This window comes from Nocardiopsis dassonvillei (genome assembly GCF_964273065.1).
GTDB classification, from domain to species: domain Bacteria; phylum Actinomycetota; class Actinomycetes; order Streptosporangiales; family Streptosporangiaceae; genus Nocardiopsis; species Nocardiopsis dassonvillei_B.
In genome coordinates this window covers 3,510,104-3,529,376 of the sequence record NZ_OZ186815.1, presented here as the reverse complement: position 1 = coordinate 3,529,376, position 19,273 = coordinate 3,510,104, and the positions used below count along the sequence as shown (strand labels likewise).

The window sequence follows — 19,273 nt, the reverse complement described above, 5'->3', positions numbered from 1 at the left end:
GTACGCGGGCCGGTGGTGCGAGGATTCTTTCTTCAATGAACTAAGTAAGTCAAGGGCGGGTGGCGGCTACCCTGGGGCGCACCGAACACGCAGTGCAGCCGGAGGTTCCCTTGGGTCGGGCCATTCCCCACACGTCGAGCCGGGCCACGGTCCTCGACGTCATCCGGGCGGCCGGGACCATCAGCCGGTCCGGGCTGGCCGGCGCCACCGGTCTGACCGCGGCGACGGTCTCCACGGTGGTGCGCGGGCTGCTCGCCGACGGCCTGGTGACCGAGGTGGGCCGGGCCGAGTCCACCGGCGGCAAGCCCCGGGTGCTGCTGCGCCTGGCCCCCGCCTCCCGGTACGCCGTCGGCGTGCACCTGGACGCGGGCGGCGCCACCTACGCGCTCACCGACCTGACCGGCGCCGTCGTGTCCCGGGCGTCCCATCCCGGACCCCGGGGCGCGGACATCGCCGGGGAGCCGGAGCACACGGCCCGCCGGGTGGACGCCCTGGTCGAGGGGGCCGGGGTGGACCGGCAGAGGTTGCTCGGGATCGGCCTGGTGTCGGCCGAGGGCGACCCGGCGGGGGACCGGGAGCTGGAGCGGGCCGCCGGGCTGCCGGTGGTCACCGGTGACGACGCGACCGCCGCCGCACTGGGCGAGTACTGGTCGGGTTCGGCCGGGCGCTCCTCGGTGCTGGTCGCCGTGCACACGGGCGCGACCCTGGGGGCGGGGGTGCTGGTCGACGGCGTACCCTACCGGGGCGCGCACGGCCGGGCGGGCGGGCTGGGACACGTGTGCGTGGACGTCGACGGGCCGCCGTGCGGCTGCGGGGCGCGGGGCTGTCTGGAGGCGGTGGCCGGACCGGCGGCGGTGGTCGCCGCGGCCCGCACCGGCTCCCGCGCGTCCGCGGTGCCCGGGGCTGAAGACGGGGTCTCGGTGACCGCGGGCTTCGCGGCGGTGGTGCGGGCGTCCCGGGAGGGCGACCCGGCGGCCCGGGCCCTGCTGGAGCGGTCCGCGCGGTACACGGCGGTGGCGGTGCGCACCCTGGTCGGGGTGCTGGACCCGGACCTGGTGGTGCTCACCGGGTCCGGACAGGCGGTCGCGGGCGCGACCTACCTCCCGGCGGTGCGCCGGGAGCTGGCGGCGGCGTTCGCCGGCCGGACGGGGGAGCCGGTGCCGGCGCGGCTGTCGGAGTTCGCCGACACCGCCCCGGCCATCGGGGCGGCGGCGATGGTCCTGCGCTCCCGGCTGACCCCGCTGCGCACGCCCGGGCTCCGGCTGCCCGAGGACCTGTCCGAGTCAGGCCCCGTCCCGGTCGGCTGAGGCCGCGGCCGACCCGGACAGCTCGTCGACGGCGCGGGTGAGCCAGGAGACCCAGCCGGTCTCCATGTCGATGCCGCCGCGCAGCACCAGCAGCTGGATGCGCTCCTGCTCGGTGCGGGGGCCGTCGGGGTAGTCCCGGCGCTCGAACCCCAGGTACTCCTCCAGCCGGGCGCGGTGCAGGTCGCGGTGGCGGACCAGTTCGGGGAGCAGGTCGCCCACGCCCACCACCCCGGCGGCGCGCAGGCGCAGCGGCAGGGGGTCGCGGCCCACCTTGGGGTCCTCGCGCCGGTTCACCCAGGCCCGCAGCTCCTCGCGGCCCTCGGGCAGGACCTCGTACTCCTTCTTCTGCCCCCGGGTGGGGACCGGGGAGGGCAGCGCGCGGATCAGCCCGGCCTTCTCCAGCTTGCCCAGTTCCCGGTAGATCTGCTGGTGGGTGGCCGACCAGAAGTAGCCGATCGACCGGTCGAACCGCCGGGTCAGCTCGGACCCGGACGAGGGCTTCTCCAGCAGGGCGGTCAGGAGGGCGTGGGGCAGGGACATGTGCGCATTCTAGGTTCGGGCGGCGGGCGCACCGGTGCGCCCGCCGCCGGGTGGGGCGCCTGCGGGGTGCGGCCTGTTACAGGGCGGCGGCCAGGCGGGTGCCCTGGTCGATGGCCCGCTTGGCGTCCAGCTCCGCGGCCACGTCGGCGCCGCCGATGAGGTGCGGGGTCACCCCGCGCTCGGCCAGCGCGTCGACCAGGTCGCGGCGCGGGTCCTGGCCGGCGCACACCACGACGGTGTCCACCTCCAGCACACGGGGCTCGCCGCCGACCGCGATGTGCAGGCCCTCGTCGTCGATCCGGGTGTACTCCACCCCGGCGAGCATCTCCACGCCCCGGTGGCGCAGCTCCAGGCGGTGGATCCACCCGGTCGTCTTGCCCAGGCCCGCGCCGACCTTGCTGGTCTTGCGCTGGAGCAGGTGGACGCGGCGGGGCGGGGCGGGGCGCTCGGGGGCGCGCAGGCCGCCGGGGGTGGTGTGGTCGGTGTCCACGCCCCACTGCCGGAAGAACTCGGCGGGGTCCAGGGACGCCTGCTCGCCGCCGTCGGTGAGGAACTCGGCGACGTCGAACCCGATGCCGCCCGCGCCGATGACGGCGACGCGCGCGCCCACCTCGGCGTTCCCGCGGAGCACGTCGACGTAGCCGACGACCTTGGGGTGGTCGATCCCCGGGATCCCGGGGGTGCGCGGGGCGACACCGGTGGCCAGCACGACCTCGTCGTAGCCGGTCAGGTCGTCGGCGCCCACCTCGGTCTTGAGGCGCACGTCCACGCCGCGCTTGTCCAGCTGCACCCGGAAGTAGCGCAGGGTCTCGTCGAACTCCTCCTTGCCGGGGACCCGGCGGGCCATGTTCAGCTGTCCGCCGATCTCCTCGGCGGCGTCGAACAGGGTGACCTCGTGTCCGCGCTCGGCGGCCGACACCGAGAACGCCAGCCCGGCCGGGCCCGCGCCGACGACGGCGACGCGCTTGCGCCGGCGGGTGGGGGAGAGCACCAGCTCGGTCTCGTTGCAGGCGCGCGGGTTGACCAGGCAGGAGGTGATCTTGAGGCTGAAGGTGTGGTCCAGGCAGGCCTGGTTGCAGCCGATGCAGGTGTTGATCTCCTCGGGGCGCCCGGCGGCGGCCTTGGCCACGAACTCCGGGTCGGCGAGGAAGGGGCGGGCCATGGCGACCATGTCGGCCCGGCCGCCCGCGATGATCTCCTCGGCCACCTCGGGGGTGTTGATGCGGTTGACCGCGACGAGGGGGACGGACACCTCGCCCATGAGCTTCTCGGTCACCCAGCCGTAGGCGCCGCGCGGAACGGAGGTGGCGATGGTGGGGATGCGAGCCTCGTGCCAGCCGATGCCGGTGTTGATGATGGTGGCACCGGCCGCCTCGACGGCCCTGGCCAGCCGGACGACCTCGTCGAACGTGGACCCGTCGGGCACCAGGTCGAGCATCGACAGGCGGTAGACGATGATGAAGTCGGCCCCGACCCGCTCGCGGACCCGGCGCACGATCTCGACGGGGAAGCGCATGCGGTTCTCGTAGGGGCCGCCCCACTCGTCGTCGCGCCTGTTGGTGGCGGCGGCGATGAACTGGTTGATGAGGTAGCCCTCGGAGCCCATGATCTCGACACCGTCGTACCCGGCCTCGCGGGCCAGGGCGGCGGTGTTCGCGAAGTCCTCGATGGTCTGCTCGACCTCGTCTGCGGTGAGCGCGTGCGGGGTGAACGGGTTGATGGGGGCCTGGATCGCGCTGGGGGCGACGAGGTTCTCGTCGAAGGCGTAGCGGCCGGTGTGCAGGATCTGCATGGCGATGCGCCCGCCCTCGCGGTGCACGGCCCCGGTGACGATCCGGTGCTGTTCGACCTCTTCGGCGTTGGTGAGCTTGGCGGCGCCCCTGAAGGTGGTGCCGTGCTCGTTGGGGCCGATGCCGCCGGTGATGATGAGGCCCACGCCGCCGCGGGCGCGCTCGGCGTAGAAGGCGGCCATCCGCTCGAACCCGCCGGGGTGCTCCTCCAGGCCCAGGTGCATCGAGCCCATGATGACCCGGTTGGGCAGGGTGGTGAAGCCCAGGTCCAGGGGGGCCAGCAGGTGGGGGTAGTCGGTCATGGTGCCTCCTCGCGCGGGGTGCCTCGCGGACCGCTGTCCGGGCGGTCCGCGACTCCATTATGCAACAAGTTGCAAAATGCATCGCGGGCCGCCCCGGGAGACGGGCCGGCCCCGGTCAGGCGACCTCGACGGGCAGCAGGGCCGGGCGCTTGGCGGTCCTGCCGTCGCCGGAGGAGCGCCCGCGCAGCCGACGCACGACCCACGGTCCCAGGAACGCGCCCAGCCAGCGGGCCTCCTCGGCCACCGTCAGCAGCGCGCCCGGCCGGGGCGCCGCGGGCAGCGGCTCCGCCCACGACCCGTCCGCCCCGGGCAGTTCCAGCGCCGAGGCCAGCGCTCCCGCGATCCGGGCGTGCCCCAGCGGGGTGCAGTGCAGCCGGTCGGTCGCCCACAGGCGGCGGTCCGTGGAGATCTCGTGCTTCGCGACGTCCGCGACGACCACCCCGTGCCGGTCGGCCGCCGCCCGGATCCGCTCGTTGAAGTCCAGCACCCGCGGCACCAGGGGGCGCGCCAGCGGGGCCACCCGGGCGATGTCGGGGAAGGTCAGCGTGGCCACCCGGGCACCCGCCCCGGTCAGCGCGGCGAACATCGCCTCCAGGTCGCCGATCACCGCCTCGGCGTCGTACCCGGAGCGGATCACGTCGTTGACCCAGGCGAACACCGTGGCCACGGTCGGCTCCAGGGCCAGCGCGGGCGCCAGCTGCTCGGCCCGCACCCGGGCGGACAGCCGCCCGCGGACCGCCAGGTTCGCGTACTCCACCCGCGCCCCGGTGGCCGCCATCTTCTCGGCCAGCCTGTCGGCCCAGCCGCGCACACCGAGGACGTCGTCCCCGTCGCCCACGCCCTCGGTGTGGCTGTCCCCGATCGCGACGTAGCGAACACTGTCCCCAGGACCCATCCCGGACTCCTCACCTCGTGGCCTGGAGAGCATCCTATTCCACAAAGTGATTAGTAGACTTATGTATTAAGTGCCCGGGTGAGCGCCGAGACCCCGGGGCCCGACAGCCGGTCCAGCATCGCCGTGCGGCCGGTGAGCAGCAGCAGGAACGCGGCGACGGGCCCCTCGACCCGCTCGCCCGCGCCGACCTCCCAGTCGGCGTCCGTGGCCACCAGGCGCAGCCCGGCCAGTCGCCGCCGCGCGTGGAACGGCCACCCCATGGTCCACACCCGGTCCGCCGCGGCCGGGGCCGCGTCCAGCGGCACCGGCCGGTCGATGCCCAGCGGCAGGGCGATGTCCTGGGTGTGCACGAGGATGTCGAACAGGATGTTCTGGTGGTTCGTCAGCACCACCAGCTCCCGCGACGCCGCGTACTCCCGCAGCTCGCCCACCAGGTCCGCACCCGGTCGGCGGGCGTGCCGGATCGATACGTCGCGGACCATCCCGTTGTACCCGCCCGCCCGTACGAGCTCACCGAAGGCCCTGGTCAGCGAGGTGAGCTGAGGTGCGAGGGCCACGTGCCCCGCGACGTCGCGCACCCGCCACGCCGCGCAGAGGGAGGGCGTCTCCCACTGCTCCTCGGTGAGCCCCTCCAGGAGATCGGCGAGGGCGAGCCGCTCCCGCTCGATGACCCGCCAGCTGTCGTCCCGATCCATCGCGGCCTCCCGGCGGCCGATATCGGTAAGCTTCTCTGACCGATTAGATCAGAGACACTGACGGAATTCCAGGGGGTGCTTCCGATGACCGACGAAGAGGCCGAGCTCAACACGGGTCTGCTGCTCTTCATCCCCTACCGGGAGATGGAGCGCCGGATCTTCGCCGAGCTCGCGGCCCGCGGCTACGACGACATCACCTTCTCCCAGGGGCGGGTCTTCCAGCGCCTGGCCAGGGGTGGCAGCCGTCTCACCGACCTCGCCGAACAGGCCCGCATCACCAAGCAGAGCGCCGGGTTCCTCATCGACCGCCTCGAGGAGGCGGGGTACGTCGAACGCGTCCCCGACCCCACCGACGCCCGCGCCCGCCTGGTCCGCGTCGCCCCGCGCGGCGAGCGCGTCATCGCCGAGGCCGCCGAGATCGTCGCCGGCATCGAGGCGGAGTGGACCGCCCACCTCGGCGCCCGCGACATGGCCGAGCTCCGCCGCATCCTCACCAGCCTGCGCGAGATCACCGACCCCTACGCCTGAGGGGACGGCCGGGGCGGGTGGGGCCCGGCGCCGTCGCGCGACGGCGCCCGCGAAGGGCCCCCGGCCGGGCGGGATCAGCTGGCGGGGGGCACCGGGCGCTCGAAGAACGTCTCCAGCACGACCGTCGCCTGCGTCCCCGAGATCCCCTCCACCTCGTACAGCCGACGCAGCACGTCCTGCAACTCCTCCGTGGTGGCTGTCCGCACCTTCAGCAACAGGGTGGCGCTGCCCGCGATGACGTGCGCCTCCTGGATCTCGGGCAGGGCGGCCAGCGCCGCGCCGGAGTCGCCCATCCAGGCGGAGGACTCGACCATCACGAACGCGAGCACCCCCCGGCCCAGGGCCGCCGGGTCCACCTCGACCGTGGTGCGCCGGACGACCCCGCGCGCCCGCAGCTTGCGCACCCGCTCGTGGGCCGCCCCCGCGGACAGGCCCACGAGCCCGCCCAGTGCGGCGTAGGAGCGCCCGGCGTCCTCCTGGAGCAGGGCCACGAGCCTGCGGTCGATCTCGTCCACCGAAGCATCCTCTCGCCTTCGCTTGTATTTTCTATAGATACTACGGTATTCATGTCATTTGACAGGATGGTATTCGGCCAAATGTGATCGAGGCGAGACGATGTCCTCCAACAGTGGTATCTACGAGATCCTGGACGACCGCTTCCGCACCGGTCGCTGCGCCAACGGGGACACCCGTCTGCGGCTCCTCTACGACGACTGCCGCTGGGCCGAGGGGCCGCTCTACCTGCCCGCCTGGGGCCAGCTCGTCTTCAGCGACATCCCCAACGACCGCATCCTGCGCTGGGACGAGCGCACCGGGGCCGTCGGCGTCCTGCGCTCCCCGGCCGGGCACGTCAACGGCAACACCCTCGACCGGGAGGGCCGCCTCGTCAGCTGCGAGCAGGGCGGCCGCCGGGTCGTCCGGACCGAGCACGACGGCACACTCACCGTCCTCGCCGACCGCTACCGGGGCAGGCGGTTCAACAGCCCCAACGACGCGGTCGTCCGCTCCGACGGCTCCGTCTGGTTCTCCGATCCCGACTTCGGCATCACCAGCGACTACGAGGGCCGACGCGCCGAGAGCGAGATCGGCGCCCGCAACGTCTACCGTGTCGACCCCGCCACCGGAGAGGTCCGGCTCGCCGCCGACGGCTTCGAGGGGCCCAACGGCCTCGTCTTCTCGCCCGACGAGGAACGGCTCTACGTGTCGGACACCAGGGCCGGGCACATCCGCGTCTTCGACGTCCGCGAGGACGGGACGCTGGCCGGGGACCGGGTCTTCACGGAGGTCCCCGACGGGTACGGGCGGTTCGACAACATCCGGTTCGACGACGAAGGCCGCCTGTGGGCGGCCGCGATGGACGGCGGGGTGCACTGCTACGACCCGGACGGCACTCTGACCGGCCGGATCCTCGTGCCCGAACCGGTCTCCAACATCGCGTTCGGCGGGGCCGGGAACAACATCATGTTCATCACCGCCACCACCGGCCTGTACTCGCTGATGCTCGCCGTCACCGGAGCCCGCCGGGTCCACCGGACCCCCTGAGGCCGCCGCGGAGTGCATACCGACCAGTCGGTTACCATCGGGTCGTGAAGTGACCCCACCCCCGAGAAGGAGCCCCTCATGGCCGTCGACCCCTCCCGAGCCGACCTCGCGAACCTGGTGGACCAGGGTCCGGACGGTCCCTTCGTCATGCTGAACCTGCTGCGCTTCGCCCCGGGCGGGCGCGCGTCCTACGAGGAGTACTCCCGCGCCGCGGCCCGCTTCCTCGCCGAGTACGGGGGCGAACTCCTCTACGCGGGCGACGGCGGAACCCCCCTGGTGGCGGAGGAGGGCCAGGACTGGGACGCGGTGCTGCTGGTCCGGTACCCGAGCAGGGAGGCGTTCGGCCGCATGGTCGCCGACCCGGGGTACCAGGAGATCACCGCCCTGCGCTCCCGGGCCCTGTCGGAGGCCGTCCTCCAGCCGACGGTCCCGTGGGGGAGGGGCCGCTAGGCCGTGCCCCTCCGGGCCCCGTCCCGCTCCGAACCGCCCGCGGGCATCCAGCGGCTTCCCGGCGGACGGCCGGCGGCCGGGGCCCCTTGCGGACGCCCTCCCCGGACCTGCGGAATCCCGGCTGTGCCCCATCCGCCCCCCGCAGGGAGGGCCGAGGTCCGGAGGGCGGGCCCGGGCACCCCGCGGTGAGGGGCCCGCACCGCCCGGGGCCGGGCGTGCGCGCCGGTGAAGGGTGCTCCGGATGCGGGCAGGTCCCGTCCGGCTCCGCGGGCTGCCGGAGCCCCGGGGGAGGGCGATCCCGGCTCCCAGCAGGCCGACTGAGACTACGAGACGGACCTCAGAACGCCTCTGAGCAGCGGTCGAACGCCCGTGATGGATCACCTTCGGTCGATCCTGTTCGCCCTCCAGCAGCCGCCTCACAAGGCCGGTTTCCGACCGCGCACGTGCAACCCACTGGCACCTCCTCTGGGGAGCCCTCCGCCACCTGCCGCAGAACCCGCACAACCCACAGAACCCCTGTTCTTGCTGGTCAACGCCTTGTGAGTCAGAACCGCACTACCTCGCAGAACCTCCGCAGAACCCCTTGCGCATAGGGTTCTGTGGTTCTGCGGAAGTATCGCGGAGTTCTGCGGTTCCTCACCACAAAGCCCTAACCTGCGCTAACACTAGTTCTGCAAGTTGTGCGGGTTCTGCGATCAGGTAGTGGCAGTGAGAACTTACACGGAGATGCCAAGTATAGGAATTTGAGAATCATTTATTTTCCTGTAGAATTCCCTTGTTTGAGTCTTCGTTCGAATGTGAATGGTTGGTGGAATGCTAAAGGAAATCAAGGCCCTGGTTGCCAACGACCCTCACTTTGACTCTTATCAAATGCCCGGCAGGCTAAAAGTCGGCCTCCCTTGTTCGCCTGTTAGTATAATTTTCGAAGAGATTAAGGAGGGAGATATTTTCGTAGCGTTGCAGTGTAGTGCTCTTCGGTTCTTTAGGGGGGGCCGAACTGATGTGAGCGACGTAGCTTCGTGGCTGACGTCATCTTTTTTTCGTTATTCCGGTTTCTGTTCTTCGGCGATGGTCGACGTCGATCATCCAGCTAGTGGAATCCCGGGTGAGCTTTATGGGAGATATCTCATCCCGGGGCAATCGCAGGGCCATATCCTTCCGCCCGATGAAAGAAGTCTAGAATTTATAGACAGGCTAATAGGGGGTTTGGATACCTTTGAGCGCTTGGCACATAACCATACTTCCTTCTGGCATCCTGATGAGGGTTCTCTGGAGGGGGACAATTACGATGCAGGGCAAGTGGAAGCCGCGGAGTGGGCTCTTGGAATAGCAAAGGCCCTCGGGAGGTCTACTCCTGAAAACGATATATACAATCAACGCCTGAGTGCTGACTGGCTCTACTATAGGACTTCTGATGGTGATGTCGCTGTGCTCGAGTCAGCGGAAATAGCAGATCTGTTGGAGCTAATGAGGGTATTTCCCGATAGAGAGGTTTTTGGCGTCGATGGTTTTCTTTATGCGGGGCCCGTCTTTGACAACTTCATTCCCCGTGAAGTGTTTGAGGTGGCAGATAGAATCTTCGAGCTAGATGGAGATTTGGCTTCTAGTGACAGCCCCTCGTCTTTGGCTACGGTAATTCCTTTGGAGAACGCTGCAATAATAGCCCAAAATGACAGGGCAATCATGCTTCGATGTGATAGTGGGGTTGAAGAATATAAGAGGGAGCGGTCTTTGATCCTTGAAAGAAATAGGCGCGAACAGGAGCTGCTATTTCCTCCGGAAGATTTCTTTTGGTCTGAAAAAATAGACGGCGGAAGATTTGAAAGGCTCGTTTATGACTTGCTTGAAGTAGAGCCTGGCGTCCGTGAAGTTCGATCGGTCGGGGCCCCGAGCGAGGGAGATGGTGGGCGAGACTTGTTGGTCTCGTGGACTACACCCTCCCGGCAATCTAGGAGACTTATGGATGAGGGGCCTTTGAGTCAAGAAAGAGAAGTTATAGTTCAGTGCAAGGCGCGCAAAAAGAGTGTGGGTAGATCTGACCTAGGTGCAGGTATTCTCGATACGCTTTTCCGATACCGAGGAGAAGGTTATTTTCTAGTTTCTTCGAGTCAGATTGCCGTCGCCGTAATCGATTTGCTCAAGGAGCTTGAAGCTAGGGGTGATTATTTTGTTGGGTGGTGGAGTAGAATTGAGATAGAGAGTCGACTCCGCAAGAACCCGCAGATATTGAAGAAGTATTCGGATGTGGTTCGGCCTTTGTAATTTTCTATTTTCGGCAACAAAAAATTGTTCCGACTTGGGCGTTTTCACTTCACGGGTTTAGTGGGCCAAATCTCTCTGGCGAGCTCTGTCATATCTTCCGTTATGGCATTTCTTCCTTGTGAGCGGAAACTCTCTGCCTTGCCCAGTTGATTGGCGTATCCAACAACGAGAACATCCACGGCCTTTGCCGCTTGGATGTCGGTCACCGAGTCGTCAACCATGAGGCAGTCGCTGGGTCTGACTGGCAACTCCTTCAAAGTCAGTTCGAGGAGATAGGGGTGCGGCTTTATCAATTCCGGCGAGTCCGTGCTGCACCCAAAGACTCCGTCAACCAGACTGGTGAGATCGTGTGATTCGAGAAAGGCCGATACAGCCTCTGGGGAGTTGTTGCTGACCACCACTAGAGGGCGCCCTGTCTCCTTGCACGCCTCTATGAATTCGACAAAACCAGGTGTCGGGGATGCATCTGCCACGGAAAGGGCTTCCGCCTCCCGGAGCATCAGATCGGACTCGGATTGCCGCTCTGAGGAGGCTTTAAAAAGGTAACGGAGTGCCTCCATACAAGGCCAGGAAGCGCAAGATGTTCGCCGGTGACAACCCCGCCGAACTGGCCAAGCCCCCCAACTCGGAGAGGAATGAGGTCAAGCCCTACACGGTCGAGGAGATCCGCCGTTTCCTGGAACTGGTCGCCGATCGCCGCAACGGAGCCCGATGGGCGATCGCCCTCGCCCTGGGCCTGCGCCAGGGCGAAGTCCTCGGGCTGAAATGGACCGACGTCAACCTCGCCTCGGGCACTCTGCGGGTCCGCCGGAGCCTGCTCCGACCCAAGTACGAACACGGCTGCGGGGACACCTGCGGGCGCAAGCCAGGCCTGTGCCCGCAGAAGGTCCGCACTAACCCGTTGACCAAGGACACCAAGTTCAAGGCGGGCCGCCGCCCGGTCGGCCTGCCCGACCCCGGGGCCGCCCTCCTGCGGCGCCACAGAGAGATCCAGGACAAGGAGCGCGAGGCCGCACAGGACCACTGGAACGAAGGCGGATGGGTCTTCACCGACGAGTTCGGTCGGCCGTTCAACACCAACACCGACTACCGGGAGTGGAAGGCGATCCTCCAGCAGGCCGGGTTGCGGGAGTCCCGCCTGCACGACGCCCGGCACACCGCCGCGACCGTCCTCCTGATCCTTCGGGTGCCCGACCGGGCCATCATGGCGCTCATGGGCTGGTCGTCGGCGTCCATGGCCAATCGCTACCAGCACGTGGTCGACGAGGTCCGTGCGGACGTCGCTGACCGGCTCGGAGGGATGATCTGGGAGGCTCCCCGGGGGAGGGCGGTCCCGGCTCCCAGCAGGCCGACTGAGACTGGAACTGAGACTAGGAACGACGAAGGCCCGGGGCGCTGTGCGCTCCGGGCCAACGTTCCGGCTGGTAGCCGTGGCGGAGGATAGGGGATTCGAACCCCTGAGGCGTTGCCACCAACACGCTTTCCAAGCGTGCGCCCTAGGCCACTAGGCGAATCCTCCGCGAACAACTCTACAGGTTCCCGGGGTGTGCTTCGAACGGGTTTCTCCGGCCGGTCAACCGCGGCTGGAACGCACCCCGGAGATGGCGTTGTTGCGGAAGGCGTCGACGAAGAGCGCGTGGTCGGCGCGCACCTGGGCGGCGTAGGAGTGGGCGAACGCGGCGCACCAGTCCGTGAACTCCTTCTCGCGGCCGGCCAGCACGTTCGTCAGCGCCTCCTCGACCTGCCACTCCACGAGGGAGTCGTCGGCGTGGGAGTCGGACACGCAGTGCGCCTTCGCGGTGGCCCGGCCCAGGTAGTCGAGCACCGGCGCGATGTCCGCGGGCTCGGTGAGCCCGTCCCAGTCCAGGTCGGTGGTGTAGGGCGACACCTCGCTCACGACGAACCCCCGCCCGTTCATCTCGGTGTGCCCGAGCAGCGGGTCGGTGTGGGCCTGGAGCGCCCGCTGCGACACGGCGGTGCGGTGCCCGTGGTGCTCGAAGGCGTCCATGATCTCGGGGTCGCGCACCACCCGCGACGGGGCGGCCACGTTGCCCTGCTTCATCGACAGCACCAGGTCGTTCTCCCAGGCCTCGGAGGGGCCCTCCACCAGGAACGTGTACGCGGGCAGGCCCGCCGAGCCGATGCCGAACCCGCCGCTGCCGACCACGTCCTTGACCTCGTAGCTGATGGAGCCGTGCCGCTGGTCCGCCGGGATGGTGTCGAGGTAGGCGCGGTAGGCGGCCATGGCCCGCTCGCGCTCGTCGTCGCCGAGCCTGCGCACGTTGGGCCCGTCGCGGAACAGGCGGGCGTACCCCTCCCGGCGGGTCATGGAGAGGAGCATGTCGGACCGGCTGCGGAGCCGGGCCCGCTGGAGCACGTCGTGGACGGTGCCGTCGGTGCTGTCGAGCTTGAGGGAGAAGTCGCGGTCGCCGCCGTTCTCGGCGAACGCCGCCACCTGGGCGACGTAGGAGTCGACGCAGCGGCGCACGAGCACGTCGATGTCCTCGTCGGACAGGGCCTTGCGCCAGGCGGTCAGGGCGATGCTCGCCGACAGCCGCAGCACGTCCCAGGTGAAGTGTCCCGGGTAGGCCTCGTCGAAGTCGTTGACGTCGAACACGAACCGGCCGGTCGCGTCCATGTAGGTGCCGAAGTTCTCGCTGTGCAGGTCGCCCTGGATCCACACCCGGGAGGTGCGGTCGTCGGCCCACGGGTCGTCGGCGCCGCCGACGTCGGCGTAGAACAGGGCGGCACTGCCGCGGTAGAAGGCGAAGGGGTCGGCGGCCATCTTGCGGAACTTGACCCGGAAGGCGGCGGGGGCCTCGGCCATCAGGTCGGCGAAGGCGTTCTCCAGGACGGAGACGATGAGGTCGCGGCGCTCGGGGGACCGGTCGACTGGGGAGTGGGGGTCGAACATGCGCCCATCATCCCGTCATGTCCCGTCGGATGGCCACCGGGCGGCCGGACCCGGCCGCTTGCCCGAGCACCCCGGTGTTCGGATAGACTGCTGGGCAGACCCCTCGTGCGGCGTCACCCCATGAACCTCCCCAGGGCCGGAAGGCAGCAAGGATAAGTGGGCTCTGGCGGGTGCGCGGGGGGTCCTTTCTGTTTTCTCCGGCCCGGTCCACCCCCGGTTCCTTCCCGGAACCGGCGCGAGCTGTCGGTGCTCGCGGGTTGAATGGACCCGTGGCAGGGACCAGGGGAGTGATCACGCCGTGAGCATCGCGCTGTACCGCAAGTACCGTCCCGCGACGTTCGCCGAGGTGCGCGGACAGGAGCACGTGACCGAACCGCTGCGCCAGGCGCTGCGCAGCGGCCGCATCAACCACGCGTACCTGTTCAGCGGCCCCCGGGGCTGCGGCAAGACCACCAGCGCGCGCATCCTGGCCCGCTCCCTGAACTGCGCCCAGGGCCCCACCCCGGACCCGTGCGGCGAGTGCGACTCGTGTGTGGCGCTGGCGCCCGACGGCGGCGGCAGCATCGACGTCATCGAGATCGACGCGGCTTCCCACGGTGGTGTGGACGACGCCCGCGACCTGCGCGAACGAGCGTTCTTCGCGCCGGTCAGCTCGCGCTACAAGGTGTACATCATCGACGAGGCGCACATGGTGACCCGCGAGGGCTTCAACGCGCTGCTGAAGCTGGTGGAGGAGCCCCCGCCGCATCTGAAGTTCGTGTTCGCGACCACCGAGCCGGAGAAGGTCATCGGCACGATCCGGTCGCGCACCCACCACTACCCGTTCCGGCTGATCCCGCCGAGCACCCTCCGGGAGCTGATGGAGGACCTCCTGGAGCAGGAGAAGGTGCCCTACGACCCGGCGGCGCTGCCGCTGGTGGTGCGGGCGGGGGCGGGCTCGGCCCGCGACACCCTGTCGGTGCTGGACCAGCTCATCGCGGGCTCGGACGACCAGGGCATCACCCGGGAGGGCGCGGTGTCCCTGCTGGGCTACACCGACTCCAGCCTGCTCGGGGAGATGGTGGACGCCCTGGGCGCCCGCGACGGCGCCGCGGTGTTCTCCCTGATCGACCGGATGGTGGAGGGCGGCCACGACCCCCGCCGGTTCGCCACGGACCTGCTGGAGCGGTTCCGCGACCTGGTGGTGCTCGCCGCGGTCCCGGACGCTCTGGACAAGGGACTGGTGAACGTGGCGGCCGAGTCCGCCGACCAGATGAAGGCGCAGGCGGCCCGGCTGGGCCCGGCGGAGCTGACCAGGGGCGCCGACCTCCTCAACCAGGGACTGACGGAAATGCGCGGGGCGACGGCCCCGCGGCTGGTGCTGGAGCTGATGTGCTCGCGCATCCTGCTGCCGTCGGCCGACGGCGACCAGGGCGCGCTGCTGGCCCGGCTGGAGCAGATGGAGCGGCGGATCGCCGCGGGGCCGATGGCGGCGCCCGCCGCCCAGGCGCCCCCGGCCGCCCCGGCACCCCAGCCCCAGGCGCCGCAGCCGCAGGCCCGGCCCGCTCCGCAGGAACGGCCGGAGCCGCCGCAGGCCCCGGCCCGTGCTCCGCAGCCGCAGGCCGCCGAGCCCGACGGCTGGGACGCAGCCCCGGCCCGGCGCGAACCGGTCCCGGCCGCACCGGCGCCCGCCTCCGCCGCACCGCAGGGCGGCGGTTCGGCGGACCTGGGCCGGATCCAGAGCGCCTGGCCGCAGATCCTGGACGCGGTCAAGGGGCTGCGCCGCTTCACCTGGATGGTGCTGAGCGGCAGCGACGTGCGCCCGGTCGGCATGGAGGGCAACGCCGTCGTCCTCGGCTTCTCCCGGCCCAACGAGGCCCGGGGCTTCGGCAACAGCGGCAGCGACCAGGTGGTGGCCTCCGCGGTCCGGCAGGTGCTGGGCATGGAGGTGCGGGTGACCGCCGTCTCCGGGGGAGGCGGCCCGGCCCCCGCCCGGCGCGCCGAGCTGGCGGGCTGGGACGCCCCGCAGCCCGCGGCCCCGCGGCAGGACGCACCGGCGCCGGCCGCCCCGGAGCGCCCGACCCCGCCGGAGCCGCAGGCCCGGCCGCAGGAGGCTCCGGCGGGGCCGCCGCCGGACCGCATCGTCACCGGACTGCAGGAGCCGCCGCCGGACCCGTACGAGGACGCCGCGGCCGCCCCGCCGCCGGAGGACTTCGGGCCCGAGCCGGCGGGCGCCACCGCCGCGCGCGCCACCGCTCCGGAGCGGGCCCCGGCCGCCGCCGCACCCGCCGCTCCGGCCGCCGCACCGGCTCCCGCACCGGTCGGCTCCCCGGGCCCGGCCCGGTCGGACGCACCGCCGCCCCCGGGCGCGGGCGCCGCCCTCATCGAGACGCACCTCGGCGGCAAGGTCATCGAGGAGATCGAGCACGGCGCCCCCGACGACGCCTCCCTGTGATCCGCGGCCTCCCCGCGGGGGTCAGGACGCCGAGCCGTCCTCCCCCGGGGGCACGGTGTCCCCCGGCCGGTCCTCCGACCGCAGGGCGTGCATCACGGTGTCGACGAGGGCGTCCACGTACGCGTGCGTCAGCTCCCCGCTCCGCATGAGCCACCGCTGCTGCACCGGCGCCAGCAGCAGGTCCACGGCCAGGGCCGGATCGGTCCCGGAGGCGATCTGTCCGGCCGCGCGGGCGGCCTGCATCCGCTCCTCGAAGGCCCGGAGGTTGGGGCGCAGCAGCATCTCCATCACGCTCTCGGCCAGTTCCGGGTCGGTCTGCACCTCCGCGACGAGCACGCGGTTGATGCGGTCCATGAGCGGGTCGGCGAACTCGTCGACGATCGCGTGCAGTACGGTGCGCAGGTCGGCGTCCAGGTCGCCGGTGTCGGGCAGCGGGTCGCCCGCGCTCCCGCCGGTCATCTCGGTGAACACGTCGAACACCACCGCGGCCTTGGTCGGCCACCAGCGGTAGATGGTCTGCTTGCCGACGCGGGCCCGGGAGGCGATCGCCTCCATGGTCAGCCGGGCGTAGCCGACCTCGCCCAGCAGCTCGCCCGCAGCGGTGAGGATGGCCCGGCGTGCCCGCTCGCTGCGGCGGCCGGGGTTCGGGGCGGGCCGCGCCGGTTCTCCCGGAGTGCTGGTCTGTGCCATACCTCCCACGTTAGCCCCAGAAAAGGACGAGACGTATCGTCTTGCTGGCGGTAACCTTCAGGGGACCGGCACAGTACAGGGCGAGCCGAGACTCGCCCAGGGGGAGGTCCCATGGCCCGCAACAACGACAATCTCCTCGGCCTGGGCGGCGGGCGGGGCGTCTCCCGTTCCTCCGCGAAGGGCGCCAAGGGCGGCCCCAGCGGCCCCAGCGACGACGCCCGCCGCCGCAAGGAGGACCTGCTGCGCAAGATCAAGGAGCGCACCCAGGCCGAGAGGCCCGAGGGCTCCGAGGACTCCGGCGCGGCCGCCGAGAAGTAGCGGACCCGGCGCAGGGCCGCTTCCCCGTCCCGGTGCCCCCGGACCGCTCCCGGTCCGGGGGCACCGGCGTGGTCCGGCCCCGCCCCGGGGACGGACCGGTGCTCAGACCGGCCAGCCGGGGTGGTCGGGCGACCCCAGCCACACCCGGTGCGCCCCGTCCCCGTCCACCGACAGCCCGAAGCGGTCGGGGCCGGGCGAGCCCAGCCGCCCCCATTCCTCCAGCGCTTCCTCGAACTCGTCCCAGATACTGCGCGGCCCGCCCTGCTCGATCATCCACGAGGTGCCGTAGGGGTACACGCGGACCCAGGAGTCCCCGGCCCGGTCGCACACCCACACCCCCGACCCGGTTCCGATCCACCGGCGTCGCAGCCGCCAGTCGGGGACCATCACCGACAGCGCGAACGCCGACGGGAAGGCCATCAGCGGCGCCACGGGGTCCTTCTGGGTGAGCCGGTACTCGTCGGGCTGCTGCCCCGCGTCGCGAACGGGGGGGAGCCGGGGGCCGGGCGTGCGCAGCGGCACGAACCCGACGCCGCCGTGGAAGCTCGCCCGGGCGGTCCCGTCGCCGGGGCACACGAGGCGGGCGAGCACGCCGGCGCCCTCCAGCAGGCCCCAGGGGCACACGGCCAGCCCGCCCGGGACGAGCTGGGCGATCCAGGCGGGCGGGACACGGCGCACCCCGCAGGACGAGACGATCCGGTCGTAGGGGGCCTGCTCGGGCAGCCCCTCGTAACCGTCGCCGACGCGCACCGCCGGGGTGTAGCCCTCGGTGCGCAGGGTCTCCCGGGCGGTCCGGGCCAGGAGCTCGTCGACCTCCACGGACACCACGGCGGAGTCGCCCAGCCGGTGCGCCAGCAGCGCCGTGTTCCAGCCGGTGCCGGTGCCGACCTCCAGAACCCTCAGCCCGCGGGCCAGGTCGGCCAGTTCCAGCATCCGGGCCAGGACGGTGGGCGCCGCGCTGGAGGAGGTCGCCCGGTCGGGGGCGGGGCGCCGCTGTTCGGGCACCCCGCGCTCCCGGAGCGGACGGTCCCCGGGGGCGGGCTGCTCCTCGCGGGGGGTGAGCACGCCGGGTTCGTCCACCCGGGTGACGATGGCGTTGTCGGCGTAGACGGCGGATAACCACAGGTCGGGGTCACTGGCCGCGTTGAGTGCGGTCCCGTGGGCGGTCAGCGCCCCGGTCTCGGGTATGAACCGGTGCCGCGGCACCGATCGGAACGCCTCGATGAGCGGGGCGTCGACCAGGGTGCCGTCCGCGATCATCGCCTCGATCAGCGCCGAATGGCGCTCTCGTGCGGTCAACACGTCCTCGACCCCCGTGCCTGTTGTTCTGACCGGCGGTGTTCGCGCACACCGCCGGGACGGTTGTGCCCCGCGGGGCACGATTTCAACCGGCAGTGATTTTATCGCTACTCTTCGATATTTTCGCTGGTGGAAACGGACATTCGGAGAGTTGCAACCTCATCGTGCCGGGGAAGGTCCACATATCCGTGCGGACCGCTGCCGTAGTGGTAGTCCTTTCCCCGAATCGGCGTCCATGCCACCCCGGCCGCGATGCGCTCCACCACGTCGGGGTTGAAGATGTAGGGCCGCCCCACCGACACCAGGTCGGCCCGGCCCGAGGCGACGAGCGCGGTGGCGCTCTCCTGTGTGGTCTCGACGTGCTCCCCGGTGTTGCCCACCAGGGTGCCCGCCCACCGGGGCCGCAGGTCGTCCAGCGCGGGGTAGCGCGGATCGTCGCTGACGTGCAGGTAGGCCAGGCCGAGTGGGGCCAGGGCCGCCAGCAGCGCCCGGTACACGGGAGCGGGGTCCCGCTCCACCATTCCACCTTCCGGGTTGCCGGGGGATATGCGCAACCCCACCCGGTGCGCCCCGATCGCGTCGGCCGCCGCCTCGACCGCCTCCACCGCGAACCGGATGCGCCCGGCCACCGAACCGCCGTACCGGTCGGTGCGCAGGTTGGTCCCGTCGGCCAGGAACTGGTGGACGAGGTAGCTGTTCGCCCCGTGGATCTCGATCCCGTCGAAACCGGCGCGCAGCGCCCGGCGGGCCGCCTCCGCGTGCCCCTCGGCGAGGTCCCGTGCCTGCCGGGCGGTCAGGGCCCGCGGGGCGACCGGGTCGGCCTTGCCCCCGAGGGTGTGCACCCGGCCGGGGGCGGCGACCGCGGAGGGGGCGACCGGGGTCCGGTCGCCGGGAAGGTTGGCGGGATGGCTGTTGCGCCCGCCGTGCATGATCTGCGCGAAGATCCGGCCGCCGGCCGCGTGCACGCCCCCGGTCACCGGACGCCAGGCCTCGATCTGCCCGGCGGTGTCCAGACCGGGCTGGAGGGGGTGGATGCGCCCGCCGGGCTCCGGGGCGATCCCCTCGGAGACGATGAGTCCGGCCCCGGCGCGCTGGCGGTAGTACTCGGCCATCAGCGGGGTGGGCACGCCGTCCCGGTCGGCGCGCAGCCGGGTCATGGGGGCCATGACCACCCGGTTGGGCAGGGTGAGCCCGGAGAGGTCGTGGGGCGTGAGCAGCGGGTGGGTCTGCGCGGTGTGCGTGGCGGTCCGCGCCGTTGTCGTCGTCATGGCGTGAGCGTAAAATCTGACACGGGTGTCAGATTCAAG

General features: G+C 70.8%; 18 protein-coding genes, 1 tRNA gene and 1 other RNA gene. 9 read left to right on the top strand and 11 right to left on the bottom strand.

Going from position 1 to position 19,273, the window contains the following annotated elements; genetic code table 11:
• Positions 1-110: 110 nt before the first annotated feature.
• Positions 111-1,307, top strand: a complete 1,197-nt coding sequence (locus ACSUPR_RS15670) for an ROK family protein (RefSeq protein ID WP_436885357.1) — start codon at positions 111-113, stop codon at positions 1,305-1,307.
• Here the strand turns inward: ACSUPR_RS15670 and ACSUPR_RS15665 are convergent.
• The 4 genes from ACSUPR_RS15665 to ACSUPR_RS15650 all read right to left on the bottom strand — a co-directional run bounded on the left by ACSUPR_RS15665 (position 1,284) and on the right by ACSUPR_RS15650 (position 5,529).
• On the bottom strand, positions 1,284-1,847 hold the full coding sequence (locus tag ACSUPR_RS15665) for a PadR family transcriptional regulator (protein ID WP_436885356.1): 564 nt from the start codon (positions 1,845-1,847) through the stop codon (positions 1,284-1,286). The two genes, ACSUPR_RS15670 and ACSUPR_RS15665, sit on opposite strands and share 24 nt — an antisense overlap.
• Before the next feature lie 76 nt (positions 1,848-1,923).
• Entirely contained in the window at positions 1,924-3,939 is a 2,016-nt protein-coding gene (locus ACSUPR_RS15660) for an FAD-dependent oxidoreductase (protein ID WP_436885355.1), read from the bottom strand.
• 115 nt (positions 3,940-4,054) lie between these two features.
• Positions 4,055-4,834, bottom strand: a complete 780-nt coding sequence (locus tag ACSUPR_RS15655; protein ID WP_436885354.1) for an SGNH/GDSL hydrolase family protein — start codon at positions 4,832-4,834, stop codon at positions 4,055-4,057.
• 59 nt (positions 4,835-4,893) lie between these two features.
• On the bottom strand, positions 4,894-5,529 hold the full coding sequence (locus ACSUPR_RS15650) for a maleylpyruvate isomerase family mycothiol-dependent enzyme (RefSeq protein ID WP_436885353.1): 636 nt from the start codon (positions 5,527-5,529) through the stop codon (positions 4,894-4,896).
• Between the two features lie 84 nt (positions 5,530-5,613).
• Between ACSUPR_RS15650 and ACSUPR_RS15645 the strand changes: the two genes are divergently transcribed.
• On the top strand, positions 5,614-6,057 hold the full coding sequence (locus tag ACSUPR_RS15645; RefSeq protein WP_436885352.1) for a MarR family winged helix-turn-helix transcriptional regulator: 444 nt from the start codon (positions 5,614-5,616) through the stop codon (positions 6,055-6,057).
• 74 nt (positions 6,058-6,131) lie between these two features.
• On the opposite strand, the gene ACSUPR_RS15640 is transcribed toward ACSUPR_RS15645, so the two are convergent.
• Positions 6,132-6,572, bottom strand: coding sequence for an Lrp/AsnC family transcriptional regulator (locus ACSUPR_RS15640; protein ID WP_436885351.1), 441 nt, complete (start codon positions 6,570-6,572; stop codon positions 6,132-6,134).
• A 100-nt stretch (positions 6,573-6,672) separates the two neighbouring features.
• Here ACSUPR_RS15640 and ACSUPR_RS15635 point away from each other — a divergent pair, with 100 nt between their 5' ends.
• From ACSUPR_RS15635 to ACSUPR_RS15625, 3 genes are all read left to right on the top strand, one after another.
• Complete coding sequence (locus tag ACSUPR_RS15635) at positions 6,673-7,599, top strand: SMP-30/gluconolactonase/LRE family protein (protein ID WP_436885350.1); 927 nt, start codon at positions 6,673-6,675, stop codon at positions 7,597-7,599.
• 78 nt (positions 7,600-7,677) lie between these two features.
• Positions 7,678-8,049: a DUF1330 domain-containing protein gene (locus ACSUPR_RS15630; protein WP_436885349.1), complete on the top strand. Its 372-nt coding sequence runs from the start codon at positions 7,678-7,680 to the stop codon at positions 8,047-8,049.
• Between the two features lie 1,068 nt (positions 8,050-9,117).
• Positions 9,118-10,311: a restriction endonuclease gene (locus ACSUPR_RS15625; RefSeq protein WP_436885348.1), complete on the top strand. Its 1,194-nt coding sequence runs from the start codon at positions 9,118-9,120 to the stop codon at positions 10,309-10,311.
• A gap of 44 nt (positions 10,312-10,355) precedes the next feature.
• Here the strand turns inward: ACSUPR_RS15625 and ACSUPR_RS15620 are convergent, their stop codons facing one another.
• A complete protein-coding gene (locus tag ACSUPR_RS15620) occupies positions 10,356-10,871 on the bottom strand; it encodes an HAD family hydrolase (protein WP_436885347.1) in 516 nt (171 codons plus the stop codon).
• Between ACSUPR_RS15620 and ACSUPR_RS15615 the strand changes: the two genes are divergently transcribed.
• The gene (locus tag ACSUPR_RS15615) at positions 10,862-11,755 is read left to right on the top strand and encodes a tyrosine-type recombinase/integrase (RefSeq protein ID WP_436885346.1); all 894 of its coding nucleotides are present in this window, start codon (positions 10,862-10,864) and stop codon (positions 11,753-11,755) included. The genes ACSUPR_RS15620 and ACSUPR_RS15615 overlap by 10 nt on opposite strands.
• Here the strand turns inward: ACSUPR_RS15615 and ACSUPR_RS15610 are convergent.
• Both ACSUPR_RS15610 and ACSUPR_RS15605 read right to left on the bottom strand, forming a co-directional pair.
• Positions 11,743-11,830: transfer RNA gene (locus ACSUPR_RS15610), tRNA-Ser, on the bottom strand. The genes ACSUPR_RS15615 and ACSUPR_RS15610 overlap by 13 nt on opposite strands.
• A gap of 54 nt (positions 11,831-11,884) precedes the next feature.
• Positions 11,885-13,225: a DUF2252 domain-containing protein gene (locus ACSUPR_RS15605; protein WP_436885345.1), complete on the bottom strand. Its 1,341-nt coding sequence runs from the start codon at positions 13,223-13,225 to the stop codon at positions 11,885-11,887.
• Positions 13,226-13,319: 94 nt separating this feature from the next.
• Between ACSUPR_RS15605 and ffs the strand changes: the two genes are divergently transcribed.
• Both ffs and ACSUPR_RS15595 read left to right on the top strand, forming a co-directional pair.
• Positions 13,320-13,415: signal recognition particle sRNA small type (gene ffs / locus ACSUPR_RS15600), an RNA gene on the top strand.
• A gap of 108 nt (positions 13,416-13,523) precedes the next feature.
• Entirely contained in the window at positions 13,524-15,659 is a 2,136-nt protein-coding gene (locus ACSUPR_RS15595) for a DNA polymerase III subunit gamma and tau (protein ID WP_436885344.1), read from the top strand.
• A gap of 21 nt (positions 15,660-15,680) precedes the next feature.
• Here ACSUPR_RS15595 and ACSUPR_RS15590 read toward each other — a convergent pair whose 3' ends face one another.
• Positions 15,681-16,349, bottom strand: coding sequence for a TetR/AcrR family transcriptional regulator (locus ACSUPR_RS15590; protein ID WP_436885343.1), 669 nt, complete (start codon positions 16,347-16,349; stop codon positions 15,681-15,683).
• Between the two features lie 111 nt (positions 16,350-16,460).
• Here ACSUPR_RS15590 and ACSUPR_RS15585 point away from each other — a divergent pair, with 111 nt between their 5' ends.
• Positions 16,461-16,667, top strand: a complete 207-nt coding sequence (locus ACSUPR_RS15585) for a DUF6243 family protein (RefSeq protein WP_436885342.1) — start codon at positions 16,461-16,463, stop codon at positions 16,665-16,667.
• A gap of 102 nt (positions 16,668-16,769) precedes the next feature.
• Here ACSUPR_RS15585 and ACSUPR_RS15580 read toward each other — a convergent pair whose 3' ends face one another.
• Together ACSUPR_RS15580 and ACSUPR_RS15575 are read right to left on the bottom strand one after the other, a co-directional pair.
• A complete protein-coding gene (locus ACSUPR_RS15580; RefSeq protein ID WP_436885341.1) occupies positions 16,770-17,966 on the bottom strand; it encodes a methyltransferase domain-containing protein in 1,197 nt (398 codons plus the stop codon).
• A gap of 107 nt (positions 17,967-18,073) precedes the next feature.
• Entirely contained in the window at positions 18,074-19,234 is a 1,161-nt protein-coding gene (locus tag ACSUPR_RS15575; RefSeq protein WP_436885340.1) for an alkene reductase, read from the bottom strand.
• Positions 19,235-19,273: the final 39 nt, after the last annotated feature.

Excerpts from the sequence above, each read along its gene's own strand:
- ACSUPR_RS15665 (WP_436885356.1), bottom strand. The coding sequence starts at position 1,847 with ATGTCCCTGCCCCACGCCCTCCTGACCGCCCTGCTGGAGAAGCCCTCG.
- ACSUPR_RS15660 (WP_436885355.1), bottom strand. The coding sequence starts at position 3,939 with ATGACCGACTACCCCCACCTGCTGGCCCCCCTGGACCTGGGCTTCACC.
- ACSUPR_RS15655 (WP_436885354.1), bottom strand. The coding sequence starts at position 4,834 with ATGGGTCCTGGGGACAGTGTTCGCTACGTCGCGATCGGGGACAGCCAC.
- ACSUPR_RS15650 (WP_436885353.1), bottom strand. The coding sequence starts at position 5,529 with ATGGATCGGGACGACAGCTGGCGGGTCATCGAGCGGGAGCGGCTCGCC.
- ACSUPR_RS15645 (WP_436885352.1), top strand. The coding sequence starts at position 5,614 with ATGACCGACGAAGAGGCCGAGCTCAACACGGGTCTGCTGCTCTTCATC.
- ACSUPR_RS15635 (WP_436885350.1), top strand. The coding sequence starts at position 6,673 with ATGTCCTCCAACAGTGGTATCTACGAGATCCTGGACGACCGCTTCCGC.
- ACSUPR_RS15630 (WP_436885349.1), top strand. The coding sequence starts at position 7,678 with ATGGCCGTCGACCCCTCCCGAGCCGACCTCGCGAACCTGGTGGACCAG.
- ACSUPR_RS15625 (WP_436885348.1), top strand. The coding sequence starts at position 9,118 with ATGGTCGACGTCGATCATCCAGCTAGTGGAATCCCGGGTGAGCTTTAT.
- ACSUPR_RS15620 (WP_436885347.1), bottom strand. The coding sequence starts at position 10,871 with ATGGAGGCACTCCGTTACCTTTTTAAAGCCTCCTCAGAGCGGCAATCC.
- ACSUPR_RS15605 (WP_436885345.1), bottom strand. The coding sequence starts at position 13,225 with ATGTTCGACCCCCACTCCCCAGTCGACCGGTCCCCCGAGCGCCGCGAC.
- ACSUPR_RS15590 (WP_436885343.1), bottom strand. The coding sequence starts at position 16,349 with ATGGCACAGACCAGCACTCCGGGAGAACCGGCGCGGCCCGCCCCGAAC.
- ACSUPR_RS15585 (WP_436885342.1), top strand. The coding sequence starts at position 16,461 with ATGGCCCGCAACAACGACAATCTCCTCGGCCTGGGCGGCGGGCGGGGC.
- ACSUPR_RS15575 (WP_436885340.1), bottom strand. The coding sequence starts at position 19,234 with ATGACGACGACAACGGCGCGGACCGCCACGCACACCGCGCAGACCCAC.